Raw genomic sequence first — 23,384 nt, 5'->3', positions numbered from 1 at the left:
CGGGTATGAGTTTAGCGTTTCCCTATTTAAGCGATTTGGTGAAAGCACTAACGGGTTTGGACCTACCGTTGCCGTTACCGACGTTCGGAATGATGGTTGCCATCGCCGCGCTTGTTTCAATTCGGATATCGCGTGTGGAGGTTCAACGCCTTTACGAGGCGGGGCGTATCGGGTTGGCTAAACGGCGAATAAAATCAGACGAAGGCCAGTATGTCGATCAAACGATTTTTCCTCAAGATGTCATCTCAGATTTGATTACATTCGCGCTGATTATTGGCCTGATCGGTGCGCGAGTTTTCCACATTATCGAACATCCGAACGAGTTCATCGCCGATCCATGGGGCATGATATTCAGCCGTGGCGGTTTTACTTTTTTGGGAGGTCTCATTTGCGGAACGTTGGCGGGCTTTTGGTACGCGAAGAAGCACGAGCTTTCGGTTACAACGCTATGCGATGGGTTAGCGCCGGCGATCATGTTGGGATACGCGATCGGCAGGATCGGTTGCCAGTTATCTGGCGACGGAGATTGGGGTATCCCAGCAAACATGGCTGCCAAACCCGACTGGCTTCCGGTTTGGTTTTGGGCTCAGACTTACGACAATAATATCGTTGGCGTGACTATCGCTACACCGGGTGTCTATCCAACCTCAATCTACGAGACAGTACTAGGCTGTATTATCTTTGGTATCCTTTGGCGGCTGCGTAAACACCCTTTTAAAAGCGGCTGGTTATTTGCGCTCTATCTGCTGCTCAGCGGCGCCGAGCGTTTTTCCATAGAACAAATCCGAGTAAACACCGTTGGGAATTTCTTGGGTGTCGTGGCGACTCAAGCCGAAATGATTTCTTTGGGATTAATGTTGTTGGGTGTTTTGGGTTTGGTATTGAATACCAGATCGGCCAAGTAGCTTAGCTTGCGTGATCGCAATATCCGATAGCGCCGTTTCTGTCGAGCATCTGGATTTTCAAATCAGCGGGCGAACTCGCATGAACAACATCCCGATCTCCGATATTCTCGAATGACCGGTCTCAACTCGTGGAACTGATTTGGGACAGTATCGCGGCGGTTCCGGAGGCCCTGACGGCTTCACCGGCGGTAAAGGGATGGTGGTTAGGAAAGTGGCCGGGACTAGTGATCGGTAACAGGCACGAGAGTCGGATAGGAGCCGGTTTACCGGCAAGCTAACGATCCCGTCCGCGATGTCCGTGCCTCAATTTTGGTTATTTTGATTCGGACAATCATCACCGAGCGCATTCCGGTTTGCAACGACGCATCAGGCGTATCACGATGGTTCGCCAATCCTCAAGTTGGTCGCCTTGATCCAGGCTGGGATTTTACTTTAAATTCCGGATATCCTGTTCAAACAAAGGATGCGATTTCCAACCCCGGTGCTATCGAGAACTAAGCGTGTCCGGCACCACAAACCGTCCCAAGATCAAACTGCGGCGGTTGCCCCGCTTCACTTGTTAAAATCCTGGAAAATTCCTGCCCGTATTCCGCCCAATCCTTAATTCCGGTAATGACGCCCAAATATTCGCCACCGCGCAAAAATACCAGGGAAGGCCAACTGGTAAACCGAAATCTGGCTTGCAATTCGCGCTCGATGGATTTGTCGATCAGCGCACCGCGCAAACGATCGGCAAAGGCTTTTAACAGTTCCGGCAAAATCACTGCCACGTCATGACTTTCCGGAAACATCTGCGGATCGTTGGCAAAGAACAACACAACCGTGTCATGACCGTGCACGAATAAGTCGTAACTCTCCGCATCCAACAGCGGCAGGCCGTGGCGGGTTTGCAGCTGTTCCAGCAAGGGCGTACTCATGTTCGTAAAAACTCCGGCAGTTCGGGTTCGCGATCGACCAGGTCCGCGAACAAATGGTCGAAATCGGTTTGACCGGCCATTGCTAGCCGCATCGCTTCCAGCGCGTCGCCGATTTGAGTGGCGCGTTCGGGCGTGAGCACTTCGCGGGCGGTGTCCAGAAATACCAGCAACCAAGTGCCGGCCGCTTGTTCGCCGACCAGCATCATATCGATTTGACTATGCTGACCGCGATAAGCGCAGATCGCCGTCTCGCCGCGCGATTCGACGATCTGCATCGGAATGCCTATACACATCCGTATTTCCCCCGATAGTCGACATCGACTTGTAAACTCGGTTGCTCGGACGCTTGCGGCGGCCGCACTTCGAAGGCATTCGACAACACGATGCGTTCGTCGCCGAGTCGGCAGGCTTGGTCGGGTGCCGGGCGCTCTTGTTCGTAGCGCTGGATGTCCAGGATGGGATCGGTCAAGTCCTTGGGCGCGTCGGCGCGATCGGCGACCACGCCGAACTCGGCCAGGTAGGCAAGGGCAATGTCGATTGCCGGCTGGATTCGCGCCTTCACACTCGGCCGCAAACTGCCGCCGTAGTCCTCCAGCTCTTCCGGCTGCACGCCGATCAGCAGCAGACGTTCCGGATAGTCGCCCAACATCTGGGCCATGGCCAATACTTCTTGAAAGCCGGTCTGGTGTAGGCTCATTTTCTTGGCGCCGAGAAAGTTGGGGACGTCCGCATCTTCGACAATTTTCAAGGTGGCCGGCGGCAGGCCGTAGTCGACCGCGTCGAACACCACCAGCACGTCGGCGTTTTGCACGTAGTCCACCAAATACACGCCCTGGGTGCCGCCGTCCAGCACCGTGACCTGCTCGGGAAATTGGTAGTACTTCCGCAGATGTTCGACGACGCGAACGCCGAATCCTTCGTCGGCCCATAGTAGGTTGCCAATGCCCAGCAACAGAATTCGCGGCGTAGCGGTCATGTTCAATGGGCGTCGTCGATGGGTTTGTCGTCCTTGAAAACGCGCCAGCCGGTGACTATCGTCGAAAGCATGCTTTGTCCGGATAATTTTTCCTCGCGTACCGCCACGTAGATGTGAATCACCACGAAACAAACGATGAGCCACATCACCAAATGATGCCAGGTATGCACGGTCTGACTGTCGCCGAACAAGGGCAGCAGCCAACTGCTGAACAGCGCGTATTGCCAACTACCTTGACCTTCACCTTCGCCGTACAACGCGAATCCCGTTACGATCATGAACAAGGCGCCCCAAACGAAGGCAAAGTGCATCGCCAGGATTGCCAGGGGATTGTGACCAACATAATGGCGCGGCTGCTTTTCCAGAAAGCAATACCAACGGATTTCGCACCATACGCCGTCCCAAAAATGCGCTTTCAGCAGCGGCGGCAGAAAGATTTGCCGAGCATGCTCGTTGCCGGCATAGGCCCAGTACGCCCGGCCGGCAATGCCTATCGCCAGCACGTAGCCGGCGGCGAAATGCGCGAAGCGGATATAGCCCATCAGAAAATGCTCGGACGCTTCGCCGGATGGCGATGCCAGCGGCGAGGCGATTAGATATCCGCTAACCGCCAACACCACGATGGCCAAGGCATTCACCGAATGCCACAGGCGAACCGGTAATTCGTAGACGTAAACCGGAGCCGACGGCGCGCTCATTTCGAGCTCCGGCGGCTGTTGGTCCAGCGTTTGACGGCCGCGATCGCGACCAAGCTCAACGTGCCCGCCGCCAAATAGGGCAACCAGTGTTGATAGGACGCACTCAAATGCTCCAGGCTATGGCTCAGGCTGTCGATGCCGGGATGGCTGTGAGCTTCGGCCTGGCTGAAAGTCAATAATAAGGCGGCGGAGGCCAAAAATTTGTTCATTGTGTTCTCCTGAACTGCGGCATTTGATGACGGCGGATGACGCTACGCTGATCCGCCCTACATTGTTTAATCAACGCACCTTCACTTGGGTTAGTTCCTGTCCATCCGGACTCATCACATGAGTCGAACAAGCCAAGCAAGGATCGAAGCTGTGCAGCGTCCGCAAAATCTCGACCGGCTCTTCCGGGCGCTCGACCTTGGTGTTCATCAGCGAAGCCTCGAAGGCGCCGATATTGCCGTGCTCGTCGCGCGGCGAACCGTTCCAGGTGGTCGGCACCACGCATTGGTAGTTGGCGATCTTGGTGTCTTCGATTTTCAGCCAATGGCCCAGCGCGCCGCGCGGGGCTTCGGTGAAACCCACGCCTTTGACGCTGCTTGGCCAGGTGTCCGGATCCCAGCGCTCGACGTTGGCGGTCGCCAAATCGCCGGCCTTGACGTTGGCGATCAGCTTGTCCATGAAGTAACGCATCTTGCCGGCCGCCCACTGGGCTTCCAGACCTCGCGCGGCGGTGCGGCCCAGCGTCGAGAACAACGCGCTGACCGGCACGTCCAGCGTTTTCAATACGAAATTGATTTGTTCGGTGATTTCCTTATTGCCCTGGGCGTAGCCGATCACATAGCGGGCCAATGGGCCGACTTCCATCGCGTGGCCGCGCCAGCGCGGCGCTTTGATCCACGAGTATTTGGCCGATTCGTCCAATTCTTTAATATGGGTGCGATCGCCCTTGGTATTCGAGCCGAGCTTGTAATTGGGATCGGTGATGCCGTCCCAGGGGTGCAGGCCGGCGGCTTCGTCCGGGTACTTGTACCAGGAGTGTGGTACGAACTCCTGAATCTGTTTCGGGTCGGTCAGATCGACTTCGTGGACCTTGCTCAGATCGCCGTTGATGATCGCGCCGCGCGGCATCAGCAGATTGGCCGCCGAATAGTCGTTGGCTTTATCCGGGATATCGCCGTAAGACAGCAAGCTTTGGCCGGAAATACCGCCGCCGTACAACCAGCCTTTGTAAAACTGGGCGATCGCTAGTAAATCCGGGATGTAGATTTGGTCGATGAAGGTGATGGTTCTGTCGATGATCGACGAAATCAGGTTCAAACGTTCCATGTTGACCGCACCGACCGCGCCGACGCCGTCGATATTGATCGCGCACGGTACGCCGCCGACCAGCCAGTTCGGATGCGGGTCCTTGCCGCCGAATATCGTGCGGATTTTCATGATGTCTTTTTGAAAATCCAGCGCTTCCAGATAGTGGGTGACGGCCAACAAATCGGCTTCCGGCGGCAGCAAATAGGCCGGATTGCTCCAGTAACCGTTTTTGAACGGACCGAGCTGGCCGGATTCGACGAATTTTTTCAGGCGGTTTTGGGTGTCGCGGAAATAGCCCGGCGAGGACTTGGGATTGCTCGGCGAAATCTGTTGTTGCAACGCGGACGTCGCGACCGGATCGGCTTTCAGCGCGTTGACCGGGTTGACCCAATCCAGCGCATGCAAATGATAGAAATGCACCAAGTGGTCGTGCGCCTGCAAACTCAGTTGCATGATGTTGCGGATTGAGTTGGCGTTTTCTGGAATCTTGATTTTCAACGCGTCCTCGACCGCGCGCACCGAGGTCAAGGCGTGGGTGCCGGTGCAGACGCCGCAGATGCGTTGCACGAAGGCCCAGGCGTCGCGCGGGTCACGGCCTTTCAAGATCACTTCCAGGCCGCGCCACATGGTGCCGCTGGACACCGCGTTGCGGATGATGTTTTCCTCGTCGATATTGACTTCGCAGCGCATGTGGCCTTCGATCCGCGTGACCGGATCGACCACCACGCGGCGGCCGGCGTCGTTCAGATGAAAACCGTTGGGGGTAGCAGTGACGGTCATGATTATTCGGCTCCGGGTTGTTTATCGGCTTGTTTGGCGCGGTTCAAGGCAGTCAGACCGGCATGAGCGGCGACGCCGGCGGTGACGATCCCGGCGGCGGTGCCGCCGACCACGTCGGCATTAGCTTCGATGCCGAATTGGTTGATGCCGGTCAGGCGGTCGTAGAAACTGCCTTTATCCCAGAAACCGTCTTCCGAGCAGCCGATACAGCCGTGGCCGGACTGGATCGGGAATGAGGTACCTTCGTTCCATTTTACGGTCGAGCAGGCGTTGTAAGTAGTCGGCCCCTTGCAGCCCATTTTGTATAGACAATGGCCTTGGCGGGCGGCTTCGTCGTCCCATTGCTCGACGAACTGGCCGGCGTCGAAATGCGGACGGCGGTAGCATTTGTCGTGGATGCGCTGGCTATAAAACATTTGCGGCCGGCCTTGTTTGTCCAAGGTGGGCAGCTTATCGAAGGTCAGCAGGTAGGCCACCACGGCGGTCATCACTTCGGCGATCGGCGGGCAGCCGGGGACTTTGATAATCGGTTTGTTGGCCAGACCCGGTACTTTATGCACCGGCGTGGCGCGGGTCGGATTGGGTTTGGCGGCCTGCACGCAACCCCACGAAGCGCAGGAGCCCCAGGAAATAATGGCCTTGCAACTCTCGGCGGCGTATTTGAGTTGCTCAACAAACGGTTTGCCGCCGATGATGCAATACATACCGTCCTCGGCCAGCGGCGGATTGCCTTCGACGGCCAGGATGTAGTTGCCTTTGTATTTTTCGACGATTTCATCAATGATGGCTTCGGCGTTATGACCGGCGGCCGCCATGATGGTGTCGTCATAGTCCAGCGATAGCATGGACAGGATCACGTCTTTCGCCAGCGGGTGGCCGGAACGGATGAAGGATTCCGAACAACAGGTGCATTCCAGGCCGTGCAGCCACAACACCGGAATCCGCGGTTTGGTTTCCATCGCATGGGCGATTTTCGGCGCGAACGCCGGACTCAAACCCAGCGAGGCGGCGGTCAGGCTGCAAAACTTCAAGAAGCTGCGGCGGGTGATGCCCTGCCGGCGCATCACATCGTAAAAGGTTTCGATCATGGACACTCCTGGCGTTGCCATACGCGATCCGCGCGCGGATCGGCGGATTCGGCCGTCCCGGCTCGAATTCGCGGTTATTGTTTTTTCCGGCGGCGTCGTGGCCGGCCGGTTGAAGCCCGCAGAGCTTACGCAACATCCATGCCGGTCGATTTTTGGCGAGATTACCTTGAAGTTCCCGTGGGAAATACCGATGAGCTTGTCGAAATTACGACAAAATCGACAATCGACAGCGCTTAATGATGTATATACGACAAGCTGGCTGGCGAAGTTAAGGTTGACCGCTTAGGGTAGAATCTCGAATTTTTGCGAGGAAGCGAGCGTTGACCGTCGAGATCACCACCGTCGATTTACTCCGGCACGGCGAGGCTTGCGGCGGCGCGGTCTACCGGGGTAGTCGCGACGACGAATTGACCGCGCTTGGTTGGCAAGCCATGGAAGCGCGCTGCGCTAGCGGCGATTGGGAAAGCGTGGTCAGTTCGCCGTTACTACGGTGTCGGGGGTTCGGCGAAGTCTATGCCGCCCGTCGAGCCTTGCCGTTTCATACTTTGCAGGAGTGGCGGGAGATCGATTTCGGGGCATGGGAGGGACGGTCCGCCACCGAAATTCAAGCGTCCGACCCCGCGCGCTGGGCGGCATTTTGCGAACGCCCGCACGCCTGCCCGCCACCCGGCGGCGAAGCCTATGCCGATTTCGCGGCGCGGGTCGGCGCGGGATGGCGGCGCGTGATCGACGACCACGCCGGTCAGCGGGTGTTGGCGGTTTGCCATGCCGGCGTGATTCGCTGCTTGTTCAGCGTTTTGCTGGGTTTGCCGGTGGAGCGCGGCTTCGCGATTTCGGTACCGCACGCCGGATTGACCCGTTTTACTTGTTACCGGGACGGCGGCGGCGAATTCGTTAGACTGGAAGCGCATCTGGCCTGAAGACTCTATACTAGACGGCAAACTCAGCGAGTTCGGCATCCGTGATCAATCGACTTCCCGCTATTCAATTGGGCGCTCCCGGCGAAGACATCAGCCGCAAGGATTTGCAAGCCGTCGTCCAACGTTTCAAGCATTTCAATCAGCAGCGCTTGCAACGGGTGCAGAGTTTGCTGCAGCCGCGGCAACAAGAGTTTTTGAAATTGTTGCCGTTGTTGTTTCATCAAAATCACCCCTTGTTGCCCGGTTTCATCGCGCTGGATACGCCGGCCGGGATTCCCGACTACGCGCCGTCCAAACAAACGCTGGACGCGGCGAAGCAGTTCAGCAAGGGCTTTGCGTTCAAGCGCAAGGCCTTGCGCCAACATCCGATCGATGCGATCTATCTGATGGGCAGCGTTGGCAGCATGGCCTTTTCCAGGGACAGCGACATCGATATCTGGTTGTGCCACGCGCCGGGTTTGGCGGCCGACCAACTGGCCGAACTGGAACAAAAGGCCCGCGACATCGAAAAGTGGGCAGCTTCGCTAAAGCTGGAAACCCACTTTTTTCTGATGGACGCCGGACAATTCGCGCGCGGCGAAAATACCCCGATTTCGAAGGAAAGCAGCGGGGAAACTCAACACTATCTGCTGCTGGAAGAGTTCTATCGTACATCTATTTATATTGCCGGCCGAATTCCGCTGTGGTGGCTGGTGCCACCGGAACAGGATCATCAATATCCGCAATATGTAAAGCATTTGCTCGAAAACCGTTTTGTCTCCGAGCCTGAGGTGATCGATTTCGGCGGCATGCATCAAGTGCCGGTCGCGGAGTTCGCCAGCGCGACGCTGTGGCATATCTTCAAGTCCCTGACTTCCCCGCACAAATCGCTGTTGAAACTGTTTTTGATGGAAAGTTACGCCAGCGAATTTCCTACGCCGCAGTGGTTGTGTCTGGCTATGAAGCGCGCGATTTATCAAGGCGAGTTTAGCGTCGATAGCCTCGATCCCTATCTGATGATCTATAGCAAGGTCGACGCCTATCTGCGCGGCATCGACGGCGGACGGCGCCTGGAATTGGCCCGCGAATGTTTTTACCTGAAAATCGTCGGCACCGGCGCTGCGCCGATCGAAAACCGAGCGCGCCAGATGCAGCAGGACTTCTTGCGGGAGGTGGCCGAGCAATGGCAGTGGCCCGACGATTTGCTGGACAACTTGGCGACCGTGCGTTTTTGGGATATCGCCAAGGCCGGCGCCGAGCACGCGGTGATCCGTCAGCAGTTGCAGCAATGCCTAAAAATGATTTTGCAATTCGTCGGTATGCCCTTGGATCAAGCGCAGCGCGAAAATCAAGATTTGAAATTGGTCGGCCGTAAGTTGAAAGTCGAGTTGGATTTGCGTCCCGACAAGATCGAAGTGCTGTCCACCCGCCAGGCGGTGCAGAACAAACCGGATTTGCTGGTTGCGGCGGAAGTCACGGCGGGTTCCGACGCGCCCGTCTGGTATTTGTTTACCGAACGGCCGTCCGCCAAGCAATTAGCGCTGGGTCGGGCGATCAAACAGGGCGACAGTCTGCTTGAATTGCTGTGCTGGGCCGTGATCAACGGGCTGTATAAAAAGAGCATCAACCTGCACGTATTGGAGAGCGGTAGTGCGCAAGCCGGCGGCGAAGCGCAACAGTTGCTCAATGAGTTAAACCAGTTTCTGACCCGGCACTTGTTGAGCCGGGAAGCCGATCTGGCGATCTATAACCGCCCGAACCGCGTGCAAGCCACCTTGCTGCTGGTCAATTGGCGGGAAAAATTGCCGGTCGACAGCAGTCATGCCAAACAGCTGGTGATGAGCGAACGCGCCGATCCGCTCAGTTACGGCGACAACCGTTTGTGCTTCGTGCTGGGGATGCAACGCCTATCGATCAGCGTGTGGGGCGAGGCAACCTTACACCGTTACAGCGGCTTGGAGGGCGTCTTCACCTGCTTGACCGAGTTATTCAACGACGGCGTCAAACCGCCGGCGGCCGATCAACTGCAGGTATTGTGCTATACCCCGGTGCGCGGCCGCAGTATCGTCGGCCGCCTCGAAGCGCTTTTCGCCAGACTGACGGCCATCGCCGATCGGCCGGTCGCGCCCTACCAGCGTTACGTCACGGCGGCCGGGGGTGGGTACGCGATGTTTGCTATGAGCGGCGAGCGTTTGAGTTATTACTTGCTGGACACTCAGCCGCAGCTGTTACAAGAGTTGGCCAAGCCGCACGGCGGCTACGCGCCGGTGTTTTTCGACGATTACGTACTGGAGCAGACCTATATCCCGTTCCTCTATCAATATAATCAGCCGGATACGGTCCAATTGTTCTACCACGTCACCAGCAAGCATGTTGGCGTTTATATCGTCGACGAGCACGGGGCGCTGTATTTGCGTCAGCATGCCAACGCCGGCGCGGAGCACGTGCTGGCCCATTATTCGGTATTTTTCTCGACCTTGATTGCCCAGGATCGCTTACCCCAGGTCCCACTCCTGAAATACTACGAGATATACCGGAACTCGGCAGGCGTGATTTCGTGCCATCCGGCCCAGCCCAAATTAAAAGCCAGCGCGATGGAACTGAGCGTGCGCATCGCCGGCGAGACGCCTAGCCGGTTGGGGGTGTATTGCAACGAGCGCTGGTTTCCGCTCGACGATCCGAGCGGCTATGGCGCGGTTCGTCAGCACATACTCGGCTACCGGAAGGCCAGCGAGAATTATCCCTTCCACATCACCGAGATCGAGGTGCCCTGTCAAGCGATGGGCGCCGAAACGCCGGATCGATTGCAAACCGTGCACTTTCTGAACTTCAAACAAAAAATCGAGGATAAATTAAACATATAGGCCGGCCCGCCGATAACTGGATCACACCATTTTTGAAGTAGGGGGCTTTATGATCATTGACAACTCCGCCATCAAAATGCAAGGCCGGCATCAGCAGCAGCAAGTCAGCAATCGCCGGGAAGTGTTGAACATCCGCCATCCGGACCGACGCTCGGACGAAGCGCGCTGGCCGGCCGACGATCGCTTAAGTCTCAGCCGAGCCGGTCAAGCTAAACAAGCCAAACAGGCTAGCGCGACCAAGGCGCTGGATACCGAGACACCGGTCGAGTCGAAAGACAGTTTGATGATGCAAATCATCCGGCGCATGGTCAAGGAAATCACCGGCCGCGATCTGAAAACCTTTAGTCCCGACCAATTGACCGCCGGTACCGACCAGCCGACCTACCAAGATCAACAACCCGCGCCGGCCGCGCAAGCGGATAACGGCGGTCTGACTTATCAACAGACGCTGAGTTATTTCGAAAGCGAAACCACTTCGTTCAGTGCCGAGGGTACGATTAACACTCAGGATGGCCGATCCCTGAGTTTTTCGCTGTCCCTAAACATGAGTCGGAGCTTTTACGCGGAAGTCAGCAACACGATACAGGTCGGCGACGCGCAAAAAAAAGACCCCTTGGTCATTAACTTCGACGGCACGGCCGCTGAGCTGAGCAACACGTCGTTCCAATTCGATATCGACGCCGATGGCAGGCCGGATCAGATTGCCGGGCTTAAATCCGGCAGCGGATTGTTGGCGCTTGACAAAAACAACGACGGCAGCGTCAACGACGGTTCCGAATTGTTCGGCGCGTTGACCGGCAACGGCTTCGCCGAATTGGCTAATTACGATCAGGATGGCAACCAGTTCATCGATGCCGCCGATGCTATCTATCAAAAGCTCAGAATCTGGCAGCGTAACGCCGACGGCAGTCAGCAATTGCTGGCCTTGGGGGCGAAGAATGTCGGGGCGATTTACCTGGGGCATCTGACCACGCCGTTCCAACTGAAAGACGACAACAATCAGTCGCGCGCCGAAGTTGCCAGCAATGGTTTCTATTTAACCGAACAGGGCCAGGCGGGTAGTGTGCAGCAATTGAATTTCCTAGTTTGACGGGCTGTCGCTCCCGGCCGCCGTCGGGAGCGATTCACGCCGATTCGGGTAAAACAACCGCTTGAAGAGGCTTCCAACCGGCTTATCGACATAACAGAACTTCTCGCCAACGGACAAAAGGTTGGTCTAAGAGGTTTTCCTGGGTCTCCCGTTTTCCGACCGAGCGGCCGTCGATGAGGCCGCATTCTTTCTCGTACTGTTCTCCAACGCGCCGCTGTACGTCGTTTGAATTGATCCGCAACAAGGTACCCCCCAACCGACGCACACCGCATCACTACGGATCAAGGCATCCAGTCTCAAACCGGCCTGTAAGCGCTAACTAATTCGCATTTTTTTCACTATGCTTGCTATGTTGTTAGGGATTTTCTAAGTTTTTGCGGACGTGGACGGACCAAGCATTTGTCAATCTCGCTGGTAAAGTAATGGCTATGAGAAAAATAATCGCCGGTTTTCTGTTGGCAGGGGGGCTGGCGGTTGAAGCCGCAACAGATGGTAAAGATGCGCTGGAATTGAATGTCGAGGATTTGCTCAATGTCGAAGTGACATCGGTGTCGAAAAAAGCTCAAGCGCTGAACGATGCCGCCGCCGCGATTTTCGTGATCAGCAACGAAGACATTAAACGGTCCGGCGCCACCAGCATACCGGAGGCTTTGCGGATGGCGCCGGGTCTGGACGTGGCGCGGATCGATGCGAACAAATGGGCGGTCAGCGCGCGCGGCTTCAACGCCCGCTTCGCCAATAAGCTGTTGGTATTGATCGACGGCCGCAACACCTACAGCCGGCTGTTTTCCGGTACCTACTGGGAAAATCAGGATGTGATGATGGAGGATGTCGAGCGTATCGAAGTGATACGCGGACCCGGCGCGACTCTGTGGGGGGCGAACGCGGTCAACGGCGTGATCAACGTCATCACCAAGCACAGTTCTAAAACCCAGGGCGGTTTGGTTGCGGCGGGCGGCGGTACCGAGGAGCAGGGTTTCGGTGCGTTTCGTTACGGCGCGGCGTTGGGCGAGAACACCACCGGTCGAGTCTTCGCCAAGGGCTTCAAGCGCGACCAAAACACCGATGCGCGCGGCAATGGCGCCGGCGACGATTGGGACCGAGTCCAGGGAGGGTTTCGTATCGATTCCCGGCTGACGCTGGCCGACGATTTTAAATTGCAGGGCGATCTCTATCACAGCCATCTGAATCAAACCCTGCTGGTGCCCAGTGTCGTTCCTCCCTATGGCGACCTGGGTCGCGACAAGGCCGAAGCTTACGGCGGTAACGTCTTGGGCCGCTGGCAGCACACGTTCTCCACCCAGTCCGATCTGTCGTTGCAGTTGTTTTACGATTACTACCGGCGTAACGAAAGTTGGATGTCCGAAGGCCGCGATACGCTGGATTTGGATTTCGAGCACCGCCTCAACGTCTTCGACAAGCATGAGTTGATCTGGGGCTTGGGTTATCAACTCACCGCCGACAGGCTCGGTTCCAGCGTAATTTTCAATATGTCGCCGGCCCACCGAAAAAATCAACTCTATAGCGCTTTCGTCCAGGACGAGATGGAACTGATCGATCAAACCCTGTGGTTTACGCTGGGTTGCAAATTCGAGCACAATGATTTCACCGGCTTCGAAGGTCAGCCGACCGCGCGCCTGATGTGGGCGCCCGACTTGAATCATCGGTTTTGGGCGGCCATGTCGCGAGCGGTGCGTACGCCCTCTCGGGGCGAAGCGAATATGCGCTTGACGACTACCGTGGCACCGCCGACCGCACCTTTCTTCGTGCCGGTGGACTTAACGCTGCAAGGTAACCGAAATCAGCTTAGCGAGGATGTACTCGCCTACGAGATTGGCTACCGAACGACGATGATTAAGTCGTTGTCGGTGGATGTGACGGCGTTTTATAACGACTACGCCCATTTACGCGACGCCGTGCAGGGCACGCCTTATTTCGATCCGTTGCGCGGCGTCGTAGTCCAACCCTTGCTGTTCAGCAACAATATAAAAGCCAAGACTTACGGCGTCGAGCTAGCGATGGTCTGGCAAATGTTGGATTGGTGGCGCTGGGACGCCAATTACAGTGTGTTGAAAACCGAATTGCCGTCGGCGGCAACCGCGGTGATCGGTGTGAGTCCGCAACAGCGGGTCAATCTGCGCAGCGCAATCAACGTTATCCCGGAGCTGGACTTCGATGTCTGGTTTCGCTACGTCGATACCAATGCCTCCGCGACGTCCGGCGGCGACCGCTATATTCGCGACTACGTGACCATGGACGCCCGGTTGGCTTGGCGGCCGGCGGCCGGATTGGAAGTCTCGCTGGTCGGACAAAACTTGTTAACGAGCAGTCATTTGGAATATGTACAGGAGAATTTGGTGGTCCCGACGCTGATCGATCGCGGTATGTACGGCAAAATCAGTTGGAGTTTTTAAAATGCGTCACGTGGCCAATATCCCCGCGTTTGAATATTTTAAACCGATTTTTGGACGCCGATTTTAAGCGCGATATGTCGAATATCACTAGAACTTGTGCAATCGCCGTGATGCTGGGCTATCTGCGTATCGCGTCCGGGGAGCCGGTTGCGTTCGAACAATATGCGGTGTTGGCGGCATTGACATTGAATTTCGCTCGTTTTACGCAATGGCCCGATCAGGCCTTCACGGATTCCGACAATCAATTGAAAGTCTGCCTGGTTGGCGATAATGTGTTATTGCAATCTTTCGATTCCATAAACGGTAAAGCGGTCGGGAATAAAGCGATTAAGACGTTAAACTCCGAGAAATTGAGGAATCTAAACCAGTGTCATATTTTGTTTATTAGCGAGATTTCCAACAGTCTACTTTCTCAAGTATTTTTGGATATTCAAAACAGGCGGATTCTGACGATTGGAGAAAGCCTGGATTTCGTCAATGCCGGCGGAATGGTGGCGATGCTGAACGTCGACGGTAAAATACAATTGTACGTCAATAATCACGCCGTCAAGGCCGCCGGACTGGCGATCAGCTCCAATCTGCTGCGCTTGGCGAAGATAGTCGGCGAAAATTAAACAGGGCGACAGCATGTTCAAATGGTTTAACAATGCGCCGATCAAACTGAAATTAGTGTCGATCTTGACGGCGATCGCTATGATGACCTTATTTTTAGCGACATCGGTCATCGTAATTAACGAATATTTCGCCAGAAAAATTGAGACGGAACAGCAATTGGTATTAATCGCCAATATTGTCGCTTCGAATATTTCCGCGTCCTTGGTGTTCGACGATCCCGTGACCGCCAACGAAATGCTCAAGAGCTTGAAAACCCGCGACAGTATTCTAAATGCCGAGTTATATAATCGAAGCGGAAAATTATTTGCCGATTATCACTCCGAGAAAAATCCAGCCAGCCATTGGAATTTCGACCAGGCTTACGCGGTTTTGCGAGAAGCCGGACCCGCCGATAAATCCGTTCATCCGTTCAAAATGTTGATGACGCTTTTTTCCGAGTGGTACGACAGTCTGTTTCATTATTTTAGTGTCGCCGATGTTGGCGGAAAATATGTCGTCGAATACGACGCGGAGAATAATCTGCATTTTGTCAGGCCAATTTATTTGGACGGCGACATGATAGGCGTATTGCATCTGGTGGACGATCAGAGCGGGTTTTACGCCATATTGAAAAGTTTTTATTTGATTATCGGGCTGATCGTGGTGTTCACGATGTTGTGGATCGCCATGCTGACGTCCAAGCTGCAACATATTTTCTTGGCGCCGTTATTGAATTTGATGCAAGCGATGAAATCGGTGGGCAGCGAAAAAGCCTTTTACCATCGCATAGAAAAAACCAGTACCGACGAATTCGGCGATTTAGCCGAGGTGTACAACGCAATGCTGAGCGAAATTCAGGTACGCGACCAGCGTCTGGAAAGGCACCGGAATGAATTGGAACGTCAGGTCGCCGAGCGCACCGCCCAGCTCGCCGAAAAAAACGAGGAACTGGAACGAACCGTGGTTGAAACCGTCGCCGCCAAGGAACTGGCGGAGCAGGCGAGTCTAGCCAAGTCGCAATTTCTGGCGACGATGAGTCACGAGATCCGCACGCCGATGAACGGCGTGTTGGGGATGATGGAACTGTTGCAGTCTTCCGGACTGGACGCCAGGCAAGTCCGATTCGCGGAAACCGCTTACCGTTCGGCCAACTCGCTACTCGGTATCATCAATAACATATTGGATTTTTCCAAAATCGAAGCCGGTAAGATGCAATTGATCGTTCAGGAGTTCGATTTGCGGCGCTTGTTGGAAGATACCCTGGAATTGTTGGCCGAACCGGCGCATCGCAAGGGCATCGAGTTGATCCTGAACATTCCGCACGATTTTAATTACGTGATTCAGGCCGATGCCGAGCGCTTGCGCCAAGTCCTGATCAACTTGCTGGGCAATGCGATCAAATTTACCGAGCGCGGCGAGGTGCAACTGAAAGTCTCGACGCTGGCGGAGGTCGCCGGAACCGATACGATCGAATTGTTGTTCGAGGTCGTCGATACCGGGATCGGTATCCCGGACGACCGCCAAGCCAAAATCTTCGACAGCTTCACCCAATCCGACGGCAGCATCACCCGTCGTTACGGCGGTACGGGCTTGGGCTTGACGATATCCAAGCAACTGGTGGAATTAATGGGCGGCAAGTTGGCCGTGGACAGCCGGGTCGAGCGCGGCTCCCGATTTTATTTTTCGTTGCGCTTGGGTTTGGGGATACAGTCCGGCATCGATCGCGCCGAAAGCCATGAATTGTCCGGCGTCAACATTTTGGTGGTCGACGACAATCCGACCAATCGGGAGATTTTGTTGGACCAATTGACGCTGTGGGGCGCCAACGTCACGACCGTCGATAGCGGACCCAGGGCCTTGAAGCTGTTGACCGATGTCTCGGCCAATCCCCATCAGGCTTTCCGGATTGTGTTGCTGGATTGGCATTTGCCGATCATGGATGGTTTAAGTTTGGCGAAAACGATTCAAAACGACACTCGAATTGTCAAACCCGCGTTGGTGATGCTGAGCTCGGAAAGCATATCGTTGCAAGCCGACAAACTTCAGGATTACGGCATCAGCTTTTATTTGAACAAGCCGGTATTTCAACGCAAGTTGCACCAGTGTCTGTTGGAAATTCTGGCCAACAAACCTGTCGCGGCCATGCCGTCTGCTAAAGCGGAGGCCGAAAAACTGTCCGGCACGGTGCTGGTGGCGGAAGATAATCCGGTCAATCAGGAAGTCGTCAAAAGTTTCTTGGTGGGCATGGGCTGCGCTGCCGATGTCGTCGCCGACGGCGCGGCGGCGGTCACGGCCGCGCGCGACAAACGTTACGACCTGATTTTGATGGATTGCCATATGCCGGTGATGGACGGTTTTGCGGCGGCTGTCGCGATTCGCGCCGAAGAAATCGCGGCGGGACGCTCGCGTACGCCGATCGTTGCGTTAACCGCCGACGTCCAAAAAGGCGTGCCCGAACAATGTCAGGCCGCCGGCATGGACGCCTATCTCAGCAAACCGTTCCGCCGCGATCAATTGCGCGCCGCGTTGGCCGCTTGGCTTGGCGAGGCGCGGATGCCGCCAGAGACCGCCACCGCGACTAGGCCGGTAAATTCGCCGGCGATTATCGATTTGAGCGCGCTGCAAGGCTTGACCGACCCCGACGGTAACGATTTATCGAGCAAAGTGGCGCGAGTTTATTTGGACACCACGCCCAAATTGGCCGAACGGCTTACGCCGCTTGCCGAGACTCGGGATTTCGACGCACTCGCGGATACCGCGCACAGCTTGAAGTCGGCGAGCGCCAACATCGGCGCGGCCGAGCTGGTGGCCGCTTGCGCCGCATTGGAGAGCGCGGCCCGGCAGTCGGATGCCGCCGATCTGCTGGTGCTGGCGGGGACGGTTACCGAGTGTTGGACTGCGGCGATTGACAGTTTAAGGCTGGAGCTGGGAGCGGAATCGGTCGGCGAAGCTCGGTCGTCGGAGTCGGATTTTGCCGACGTAGCGACGGACGGCGAGGTCGCTCGCATCTTGTTGGTGGACGACGATCCGGGTTTTCGGATGGTGACCGGCGCCAAACTGCGGACCGCCGGCTATCGAGTGGCCGAGGCCGATAGCGGCGAGGCGGCTTTGGCATGGTTGGACCGGGAAACGCCCGATTTGGTGATACTGGATGCCATCATGCCGGGCATCGACGGTTTCGGAACTTGTCTGGCCATGCATGCCGTGCCGGCGATGGCCGGCGTCCCGATCATTATGTCCACCGGCTTGGACGACATCGAATCGATCAATCGTGCGTTCAGAGCCGGCGCCGCCGATTTCATCGTTAAACCGATCAATCACGTGGTGCTGATACATCACATCAAATTTTTGTTGCGCGCCAGCCGGACGACAGCCGAGCTGAGACATAACAAACAGCAATTGTCCGCCGCGCAACGCGTCGCAGGCTTGGGTTACTGGACTTGGGAACCCAGGCTGCGGCGGTTCGGGACCTCCTCTTATCTCGCCGAGTTGTGCCGATTGGAGCCCGACTATTTTCAGGGCAATCTCGATCGCTACATCGATTTGATCGAGACCGATAAACGGCCGACGGTGAGGGCGCTGATCGATGCGGCGGCGGTTGGCGAAGTGGTCGACGATATCGAATACCGCTTACGCGTCGATTTGGATGAGCCGATCACGGTACGCCAGCATACCGCGTTGGTCGAGGGCGGACCGAATGCCTACGTTACAGGCACCGTGCAGGACATCAGTAAGCAGAAAGCTTCCGAGCAACTGATTCACCAATTGGCGTATTTCGACGCCTTGACCGGTTTGGCGAGCCGCGTGCATTATCAAAAACGCATCCAGCAAACCATCAAGGCCGCCCAGCGCAGCCAACAACAGTTTGCGTTTCTGTTTCTGGATTTGGACGAATTTAAATACGTTAACGACAGCTTCGGTCACAACGTCGGCGACCAGTTTTTGACGGCGATCGCGCAACGCATCCAGCGGGTGATGCGCGATGAGGATTTTGTCGCTCGCCTTGGGGGCGACGAATTTTGCGTGATTGCCAACCATATTACCGACGAGTTTCAAGCGATGGAGATTGCCGAACGCTGCCTGGAGGAAATCAATTTGCCGCTGATCCTGGGTAGCCATCACTTAAATCCGCGCGTCAGTATCGGCATAGCCATCTATCCGAAGGACGGCGACAACGAACACGATTTGATGAAGGCCGCCGACACCGCGATGTATTCCGCGAAAAGCGCCGGCAAACAGCGCTACGCCTATTACCGGCCGGAAATGACCGGGTTGGCGATCAAACGCCTGCAAGACGAACAAATGCTGCGGGAAGCGCTGGAAAACGAGGAGTTTGAATTGTATTACCAACCTCAGGTCAGTATGGTGACCGGCCGGATGATCGGCGTCGAGGCCTTGTTGCGCTGGCGACATCCGCAGCGCGGCTTGCTCGGGCCGGCCGAATTTATCGGGCTATCGGAAACGCTGGGTTTGATTCATAAGCTCGGCGGTTGGGTGATCGGCGCGGCGTGCCGCCAGCTCAAGGCTTGGCACGATCTGGGCTTGACACCGCTCACCGTCGCGGTCAACGTCTCGGCCAGCCAGTTTCGCGATCCGCAATTGCTGGAGATTCTGAATGCCGCGTTGAAAGCCTCGGATTTGCCGGCCGAAGCGCTGACGCTGGAAGTCACCGAAAGCGTGATGCAAACCGAAGCGGATATGGCGATTTTCCGTCAATTGAAGGCGATGAACTGCAAGATTGCCATCGACGATTTCGGCACCGGCTACTCGTCGCTGGCGTCGCTCAAGCATATGCCGGTCGATTGTTTGAAGATCGATCGGGTGTTCGTTCAAGATGTACTGAGCAATCCGCAAACCCCAATTTTGTTGGGTACCATCATCGGCATGGCCAACGCGATGGCGTTCAAAATGGTCGCGGAAGGTGTCGAAACCATCGAACAAGCCATGGTCATGAGCGGCTTGGGTTGCCAGATCATCCAGGGGTTTTATTTCAGCCAGCCGTTGCCGGCTAACGACTTGCCGGCGTTGTTCGAGAAGGACTTTCGGCTGGAACAGGCGGAAAACCGGCTGGCTTCGGGAGTGCCCGGCGATGGTCACTGATGCGCCGCCGCTGTGGCGGAGTGGCTTGGAAAGGGTGTTGGTGTTGCCGCATGATGTTCATCATTTGTTGAGGGCCTTGGTCGACGACGATTTGGACTACCCGGCGCTGGCCAAGGTATTGGCATACCATCCGACGATCTGTGCCCGTCTGCTGGCCTTGGCGAACTCCGCTTGGGCCAACGGTCACGGCGAAGCGGTGACCTCGATAGAGCGCTGTTGTCTGAAATTGGGCATGAATGTGGTCAGGGCGGTCGGTATCGGCTTGGCGGTAATGAAGCCGTTTTATCCCGGCAAATGTCGGGAATTCGATCTGCGCCGCTATTGGGTGAGCGGCATGTTGACCGGCCAGGCGGCCGCGCAATTGGCAGAACCGCTCGGCGGCCGGCTGGCGCAAACCGTCAGAACAGCGGGGATTTTGCACAACATCGGTATCTTATGCCTGGCCGATACGATGCCCGAGCAAACCCAAGCCGTGTTGGAATATAAGCGGCGCCATCCGGAAATCGCATTGAGTCGATTGCTGCGGCAAGCCTTGGATTGCGATTATTGCGAAGTAGGCGGCTATTTGGCCGAGCATTGGGGATTGGCTCCGGAATTGGTCGCGACTATCGCCCAACACGGCGAGTCCGAATATCGTGGCTGTCACTGGCAGTCGGCCCAAACGGTACACGCCGCCGCCCGCATGGCTTGCCGGGCCGGCAAGGACGAGGAATGGCCGCCGCTGAGCGGCTTGAGCGAGATCGGTATTAGTGCCGAACGGCAGGCGGAAGTGTATCGGCGTTTGGGCGAGCAGGCGCCGACGGTTCGGGAGTTGGCGGCAACCTTGTTTCATTAACCGCCATCGAGGCGTTCCGGATGGCGGCGGCATTGGGTTCCATGGCGGCCCGACACCCCCTCCCGGTCAGCGTCGCCATTTGGCGCTGAAGTCGCGTAACATCGGTAGTAAGCGGTTCGCCAGCCAGCCGCGCATACGGCTGGCGCCGGCGCGGCAGGCGTTTCCGCAGCGTTCGGCCAAACCCGGCCAATCGATCGCGCGGTCCGCCAACCAGCCGCGCCGGTACGACCAATGCAATAGACCGCTGATGTAGAGCAGGGCGGGCGTCAGGCCGGTCAGGAACCATAGAAACCGGCCGGCCGCGCCGAACGCTTCCCCGGTATGCAGCGGCCACAGCCAAGTCGTGAAACGCTGGCCCGCCGAGAACCGGTGCGGGTTGCGCACGTCGCGGATCTGCCCGCTCCAACGGTCTACCCAGACCGTCGTGAACGGATGATGTTGGTTGATTTCGTCGCGCTGGCGCAGATTGATCCGGTAGGTGCCTAGTTCGCCGACCGGGGTCGTCACCCGCCGCACTTCGGATTTTGGAAACGGTCCGCGCGCCACCAGCACGGCTTCGGCTAAGTTAACCGGCCTGTTGTTCGGAACACCGGTGCTGCGTACCGCCGGACCGTCGTCGCCGTGGCCCATGCCGTCGGCGGCGGTAATGGTTTCCAGCAGACGAGGGTAGGCGAGGTGAAAACCGGTAAACGCCAGTATCAGCAAGCCGCAGGCACTGATCAGTCCCAGCCAGCGGTGTAAATCGAAGGCCAGCTTGACCAGACTGGCGTGGCGCAATCGGAATACGTCGCCGAGTCGGTCGCGGCCAGGCCACCATAAACCCAAGCCACTGATGATCGACAGCATCAGCAGGCCGCCCAGCCACGCAACAACAGTGCGACCGGTGGCGGCCAAGCGCAGATGGGTGTGCAAGTCCATGATCCAGGTGGTCAGGGTTTGTCCCCAGAAGCGTCGGTCCAGAACTTGGCCGGTGTAAGGGTCCAGCGAGACCATCAGCGGAGCGTAGAATTGCTCGTAACTTTCCTTAGGTTTTTCGAACCAAGCGGTGATCGGACCATCCGCCGCGCGCGGCATTTCCAGGGTCCAGGCCCCGTGGCGATTGGGTTCGGCGGCGCGTAGCATGGCGTACAGTTTATCGATAGGCAGTACTTCCGCGCCTTCGGCTACCGTGACGCGGAGTTGCGGGTTCAGCAGGCCGTCGAGTTCCTCGCGATATACGCTGAGACTGCCGGTCAGGCCCAGCAGCGCGAACAGTAGTCCGGCCGTCAGCGCCAGCCAGACGTGGCAGTTGACCCAAATCCGGCGCGCGGCGAATCGGAAACGGGGGCGAACGATGATCGGGTATTGCAATTCGGACATGGCGACGAGAGCAAAAAAGTTAACCTGCTATTTTGCCGGAATCGCCGGACCGGGGCCAGTCCGACCCTTGCCGCGAATTTTTAGCTAGACTCGGGCGCCAGAGGTAATATGCAGGCGATACCAAGACCGCGTTCCGGGCATGCGCTCATTTCAAGCGCGGTCGCTTGTGTTGGATATCAGCCGCGCCGCGGAAGCCTTGGCGCTTGGGCCCGGTTTTGAACTCATGGCGCGATTTCCACCTTCGAATTGGTTATTAATGGACACTCGATGAACGACACTGCCGTACACCGCGCGGTACAGACCTTATACCGCGACGAATCGCGCCGGATTTTGGCGACCTTGATCCGGCTGCTCGGCGACTTCGACCTCGCCGAGGAAGCCTTGCACGATGCGTTTCGCGCCGCGTTGGAACAATGGCCCGGCGATGGCGTGCCGGCCAATCCCAAGGCTTGGTTGGTGTCGGCCGGTCGATTCAAGGCCATAGACCGGTTGCGCAGGCAATCCCGCTTCGAGCAAAGGGAGGATGTCGAAGCGTTGGCCGATCCGCTGGGGGAGGTCACGCCGGACGATACCGAAGACTGGCCGGACGACAGTTTGAAGCTGATTTTTACCTGCTGCCATCCGGCGCTGGCGCCGGAAGCGCACCTGGCCCTGACTTTGCGGGAAGTTTGCGGTTTGACGACCGAAGCGATCGCGGCGGCATTCTTGACGCCGGTGCCGACGTTGGCGCAACGGATCGTTCGCGCCAAGGCCAAGATTCGCGAGGCCAAGATTCCGTATCGGGTGCCGCCCGCCGAAGAGTTGCCGGATCGTTTGGCCTCGGTGTTGCGGGTGGTCTATTTGGTCTTCAACGAAGGTTATTCGGCGTCGTCGGGTGCCAGCCTGACCCGGCCAGACTTGGTCGGCGAAGCCTTGCGCTTGGGTCGGCTACTGGCTGAGCTGTTGCCGGAGCCGGAAGTATTCGGCCTGTTGGCGCTGATGCTGTTGCACGAGGCGCGGCGCATGTCCAGAACCTCGGCCGACGGGGAGCTGATATTACTGGCCGATCAGGACCGCTCGCTGTGGCATCGGGAGCAAATTGCCGAAGGCCGACGTTGGGTGGAGGCTGCCTTGTGCGGTGGACGGCCCGGCGCCTACGCTCTGCAAGCGGCGATCGCCGCGTTGCACGCCGAAGCCGAGCACGCGGAAGCCACCGATTGGCCGCAAATCGTCGCGTTGTACGTGCTGTTGCTGCGGGTGCAGCCGTCGCCGGTGGTCGAATTGAATTTCGCCGTCGCGCTGGCGATGCGCGATGGCCCGGCCGCCGGTCTGGCCGTGATTGACGCCATCTTGGCGCGCGGCGAATTGGCGGACTACCATTTAATCCACGCCGCCCGCGGCGACTTATACCGGCGCCTGGGGGACGCCGCCGACGCGGTTGCCGCCTACCGGCGCGCGCTTGATCTGGCCAAACAGGAGCCCGAGCGCCGGTTTTTACAGCGCCGGTTAGCCGAATTGGCGGGCTGAAAATTTTTGGCGGCGATGTCGAATCGGACTGTCGTCAATCGACTAGCCAACATCCGAAACCCA

17 protein-coding genes are annotated in these 23,384 nt (G+C 57.1%); 9 read left to right on the top strand and 8 right to left on the bottom strand.

Features of this window, described 5'->3' with window-relative positions:
* The first annotated feature begins 5 nt into the window (after nucleotides 1-5).
* The gene (locus ACQE3E_RS13955) at nucleotides 6-905 is read left to right on the top strand and encodes a prolipoprotein diacylglyceryl transferase (protein WP_313730009.1); all 900 of its coding nucleotides are present in this window, start codon (nucleotides 6-8) and stop codon (nucleotides 903-905) included.
* 494 nt (nucleotides 906-1,399) lie between these two features.
* Here the strand turns inward: ACQE3E_RS13955 and ACQE3E_RS13950 are convergent, their stop codons facing one another.
* From ACQE3E_RS13950 to ACQE3E_RS13920, 7 genes are all read right to left on the bottom strand, one after another.
* Entirely contained in the window at nucleotides 1,400-1,822 is a 423-nt protein-coding gene (locus tag ACQE3E_RS13950; protein WP_313730010.1) for a hydrogenase, read from the bottom strand.
* Nucleotides 1,819-2,115, bottom strand: a complete 297-nt coding sequence (locus ACQE3E_RS13945; protein ID WP_313730011.1) for a HypC/HybG/HupF family hydrogenase formation chaperone — start codon at nucleotides 2,113-2,115, stop codon at nucleotides 1,819-1,821. Before ACQE3E_RS13945 ends, ACQE3E_RS13950 begins: the two co-directional genes overlap by 4 nt.
* Nucleotides 2,106-2,798 (bottom strand): HyaD/HybD family hydrogenase maturation endopeptidase, encoded by a 693-nt coding sequence (locus tag ACQE3E_RS13940; RefSeq protein ID WP_313730012.1) that lies wholly within the window; start codon nucleotides 2,796-2,798, stop codon nucleotides 2,106-2,108. Before ACQE3E_RS13940 ends, ACQE3E_RS13945 begins: the two co-directional genes overlap by 10 nt.
* A gap of 2 nt (nucleotides 2,799-2,800) precedes the next feature.
* On the bottom strand, nucleotides 2,801-3,496 hold the full coding sequence (cybH, locus tag ACQE3E_RS13935) for a Ni/Fe-hydrogenase, b-type cytochrome subunit (protein WP_427500669.1): 696 nt from the start codon (nucleotides 3,494-3,496) through the stop codon (nucleotides 2,801-2,803).
* The gene (locus ACQE3E_RS13930; protein WP_427500668.1) at nucleotides 3,493-3,705 is read right to left on the bottom strand and encodes a hypothetical protein; all 213 of its coding nucleotides are present in this window, start codon (nucleotides 3,703-3,705) and stop codon (nucleotides 3,493-3,495) included. Before ACQE3E_RS13930 ends, cybH begins: the two co-directional genes overlap by 4 nt.
* 70 nt (nucleotides 3,706-3,775) lie before the next feature.
* Nucleotides 3,776-5,572 carry a nickel-dependent hydrogenase large subunit gene (locus ACQE3E_RS13925; protein ID WP_064027838.1) on the bottom strand — a complete coding sequence of 599 codons (1,797 nt, stop codon included), beginning with the start codon at nucleotides 5,570-5,572 and terminating at the stop codon, nucleotides 3,776-3,778.
* A 2-nt stretch (nucleotides 5,573-5,574) separates the two neighbouring features.
* On the bottom strand, nucleotides 5,575-6,660 hold the full coding sequence (locus ACQE3E_RS13920) for a hydrogenase small subunit (protein ID WP_269454754.1): 1,086 nt from the start codon (nucleotides 6,658-6,660) through the stop codon (nucleotides 5,575-5,577).
* A 320-nt stretch (nucleotides 6,661-6,980) separates the two neighbouring features.
* On the opposite strand from ACQE3E_RS13920, the gene ACQE3E_RS13915 reads away from it, so the two are divergent.
* The 7 genes from ACQE3E_RS13915 (at nucleotide 6,981) to ACQE3E_RS13885 (ending at nucleotide 20,456) form a co-directional block, all read left to right on the top strand.
* Nucleotides 6,981-7,580: a histidine phosphatase family protein gene (locus ACQE3E_RS13915; protein ID WP_197471783.1), complete on the top strand. Its 600-nt coding sequence runs from the start codon at nucleotides 6,981-6,983 to the stop codon at nucleotides 7,578-7,580.
* A gap of 41 nt (nucleotides 7,581-7,621) precedes the next feature.
* On the top strand, nucleotides 7,622-10,423 hold the full coding sequence (locus ACQE3E_RS13910; RefSeq protein WP_064027836.1) for a class I adenylate cyclase: 2,802 nt from the start codon (nucleotides 7,622-7,624) through the stop codon (nucleotides 10,421-10,423).
* A 49-nt stretch (nucleotides 10,424-10,472) separates the two neighbouring features.
* Entirely contained in the window at nucleotides 10,473-11,513 is a 1,041-nt protein-coding gene (locus tag ACQE3E_RS13905) for a hypothetical protein (RefSeq protein WP_427500667.1), read from the top strand.
* Nucleotides 11,514-11,941: 428 nt separating this feature from the next.
* Complete coding sequence (locus tag ACQE3E_RS13900; protein WP_313730017.1) at nucleotides 11,942-13,927, top strand: TonB-dependent receptor plug domain-containing protein; 1,986 nt, start codon at nucleotides 11,942-11,944, stop codon at nucleotides 13,925-13,927.
* A 74-nt stretch (nucleotides 13,928-14,001) separates the two neighbouring features.
* On the top strand, nucleotides 14,002-14,541 hold the full coding sequence (locus ACQE3E_RS13895; RefSeq protein ID WP_139306230.1) for a YfiR family protein: 540 nt from the start codon (nucleotides 14,002-14,004) through the stop codon (nucleotides 14,539-14,541).
* A gap of 13 nt (nucleotides 14,542-14,554) precedes the next feature.
* A complete protein-coding gene (locus tag ACQE3E_RS13890; protein ID WP_427500666.1) occupies nucleotides 14,555-19,621 on the top strand; it encodes an EAL domain-containing protein in 5,067 nt (1,688 codons plus the stop codon).
* Entirely contained in the window at nucleotides 19,611-20,456 is an 846-nt protein-coding gene (locus tag ACQE3E_RS13885; protein WP_427500665.1) for an HDOD domain-containing protein, read from the top strand. The genes ACQE3E_RS13890 and ACQE3E_RS13885 overlap by 11 nt, the downstream gene beginning before the upstream one ends.
* A gap of 66 nt (nucleotides 20,457-20,522) precedes the next feature.
* Here ACQE3E_RS13885 and ACQE3E_RS13880 read toward each other — a convergent pair whose 3' ends face one another.
* Nucleotides 20,523-21,815: a PepSY-associated TM helix domain-containing protein gene (locus ACQE3E_RS13880; RefSeq protein WP_427500664.1), complete on the bottom strand. Its 1,293-nt coding sequence runs from the start codon at nucleotides 21,813-21,815 to the stop codon at nucleotides 20,523-20,525.
* Nucleotides 21,816-22,082: 267 nt separating this feature from the next.
* Between ACQE3E_RS13880 and ACQE3E_RS13875 the strand changes: the two genes are divergently transcribed.
* Nucleotides 22,083-23,321: an RNA polymerase sigma factor gene (locus tag ACQE3E_RS13875; protein WP_427500663.1), complete on the top strand. Its 1,239-nt coding sequence runs from the start codon at nucleotides 22,083-22,085 to the stop codon at nucleotides 23,319-23,321.
* The last annotated feature ends 63 nt before the right edge of the window (nucleotides 23,322-23,384 follow it).

Origin of the sequence: Methylomonas sp. MED-D (assembly GCF_050276835.1) — a bacterium.
Lineage (GTDB): Bacteria > Pseudomonadota > Gammaproteobacteria > Methylococcales > Methylomonadaceae > Methylomonas > Methylomonas koyamae_A.
This window is presented reverse-complemented; position numbering and strand designations above follow the sequence as displayed.

Bases quoted from the DNA above. Each gene is read 5' to 3' on its own strand.
- ACQE3E_RS13955 (WP_313730009.1), top strand. From the start codon at position 6: ATGAGTTTAGCGTTTCCCTATTTAAGCGATTTGGTGAAAGCACTAACG.
- ACQE3E_RS13950 (WP_313730010.1), bottom strand. From the start codon at position 1,822: ATGAGTACGCCCTTGCTGGAACAGCTGCAAACCCGCCACGGCCTGCCG.
- ACQE3E_RS13945 (WP_313730011.1), bottom strand. From the start codon at position 2,115: ATGTGTATAGGCATTCCGATGCAGATCGTCGAATCGCGCGGCGAGACG.
- ACQE3E_RS13940 (WP_313730012.1), bottom strand. From the start codon at position 2,798: ATGACCGCTACGCCGCGAATTCTGTTGCTGGGCATTGGCAACCTACTA.
- cybH (WP_427500669.1), bottom strand. From the start codon at position 3,496: ATGAGCGCGCCGTCGGCTCCGGTTTACGTCTACGAATTACCGGTTCGC.
- ACQE3E_RS13930 (WP_427500668.1), bottom strand. From the start codon at position 3,705: ATGAACAAATTTTTGGCCTCCGCCGCCTTATTATTGACTTTCAGCCAG.
- ACQE3E_RS13925 (WP_064027838.1), bottom strand. From the start codon at position 5,572: ATGACCGTCACTGCTACCCCCAACGGTTTTCATCTGAACGACGCCGGC.
- ACQE3E_RS13920 (WP_269454754.1), bottom strand. From the start codon at position 6,660: ATGATCGAAACCTTTTACGATGTGATGCGCCGGCAGGGCATCACCCGC.
- ACQE3E_RS13905 (WP_427500667.1), top strand. From the start codon at position 10,473: ATGATCATTGACAACTCCGCCATCAAAATGCAAGGCCGGCATCAGCAG.
- ACQE3E_RS13900 (WP_313730017.1), top strand. From the start codon at position 11,942: ATGAGAAAAATAATCGCCGGTTTTCTGTTGGCAGGGGGGCTGGCGGTT.
- ACQE3E_RS13895 (WP_139306230.1), top strand. From the start codon at position 14,002: ATGTCGAATATCACTAGAACTTGTGCAATCGCCGTGATGCTGGGCTAT.
- ACQE3E_RS13890 (WP_427500666.1), top strand. From the start codon at position 14,555: ATGTTCAAATGGTTTAACAATGCGCCGATCAAACTGAAATTAGTGTCG.
- ACQE3E_RS13885 (WP_427500665.1), top strand. From the start codon at position 19,611: ATGGTCACTGATGCGCCGCCGCTGTGGCGGAGTGGCTTGGAAAGGGTG.
- ACQE3E_RS13880 (WP_427500664.1), bottom strand. From the start codon at position 21,815: ATGTCCGAATTGCAATACCCGATCATCGTTCGCCCCCGTTTCCGATTC.
- ACQE3E_RS13875 (WP_427500663.1), top strand. From the start codon at position 22,083: ATGAACGACACTGCCGTACACCGCGCGGTACAGACCTTATACCGCGAC.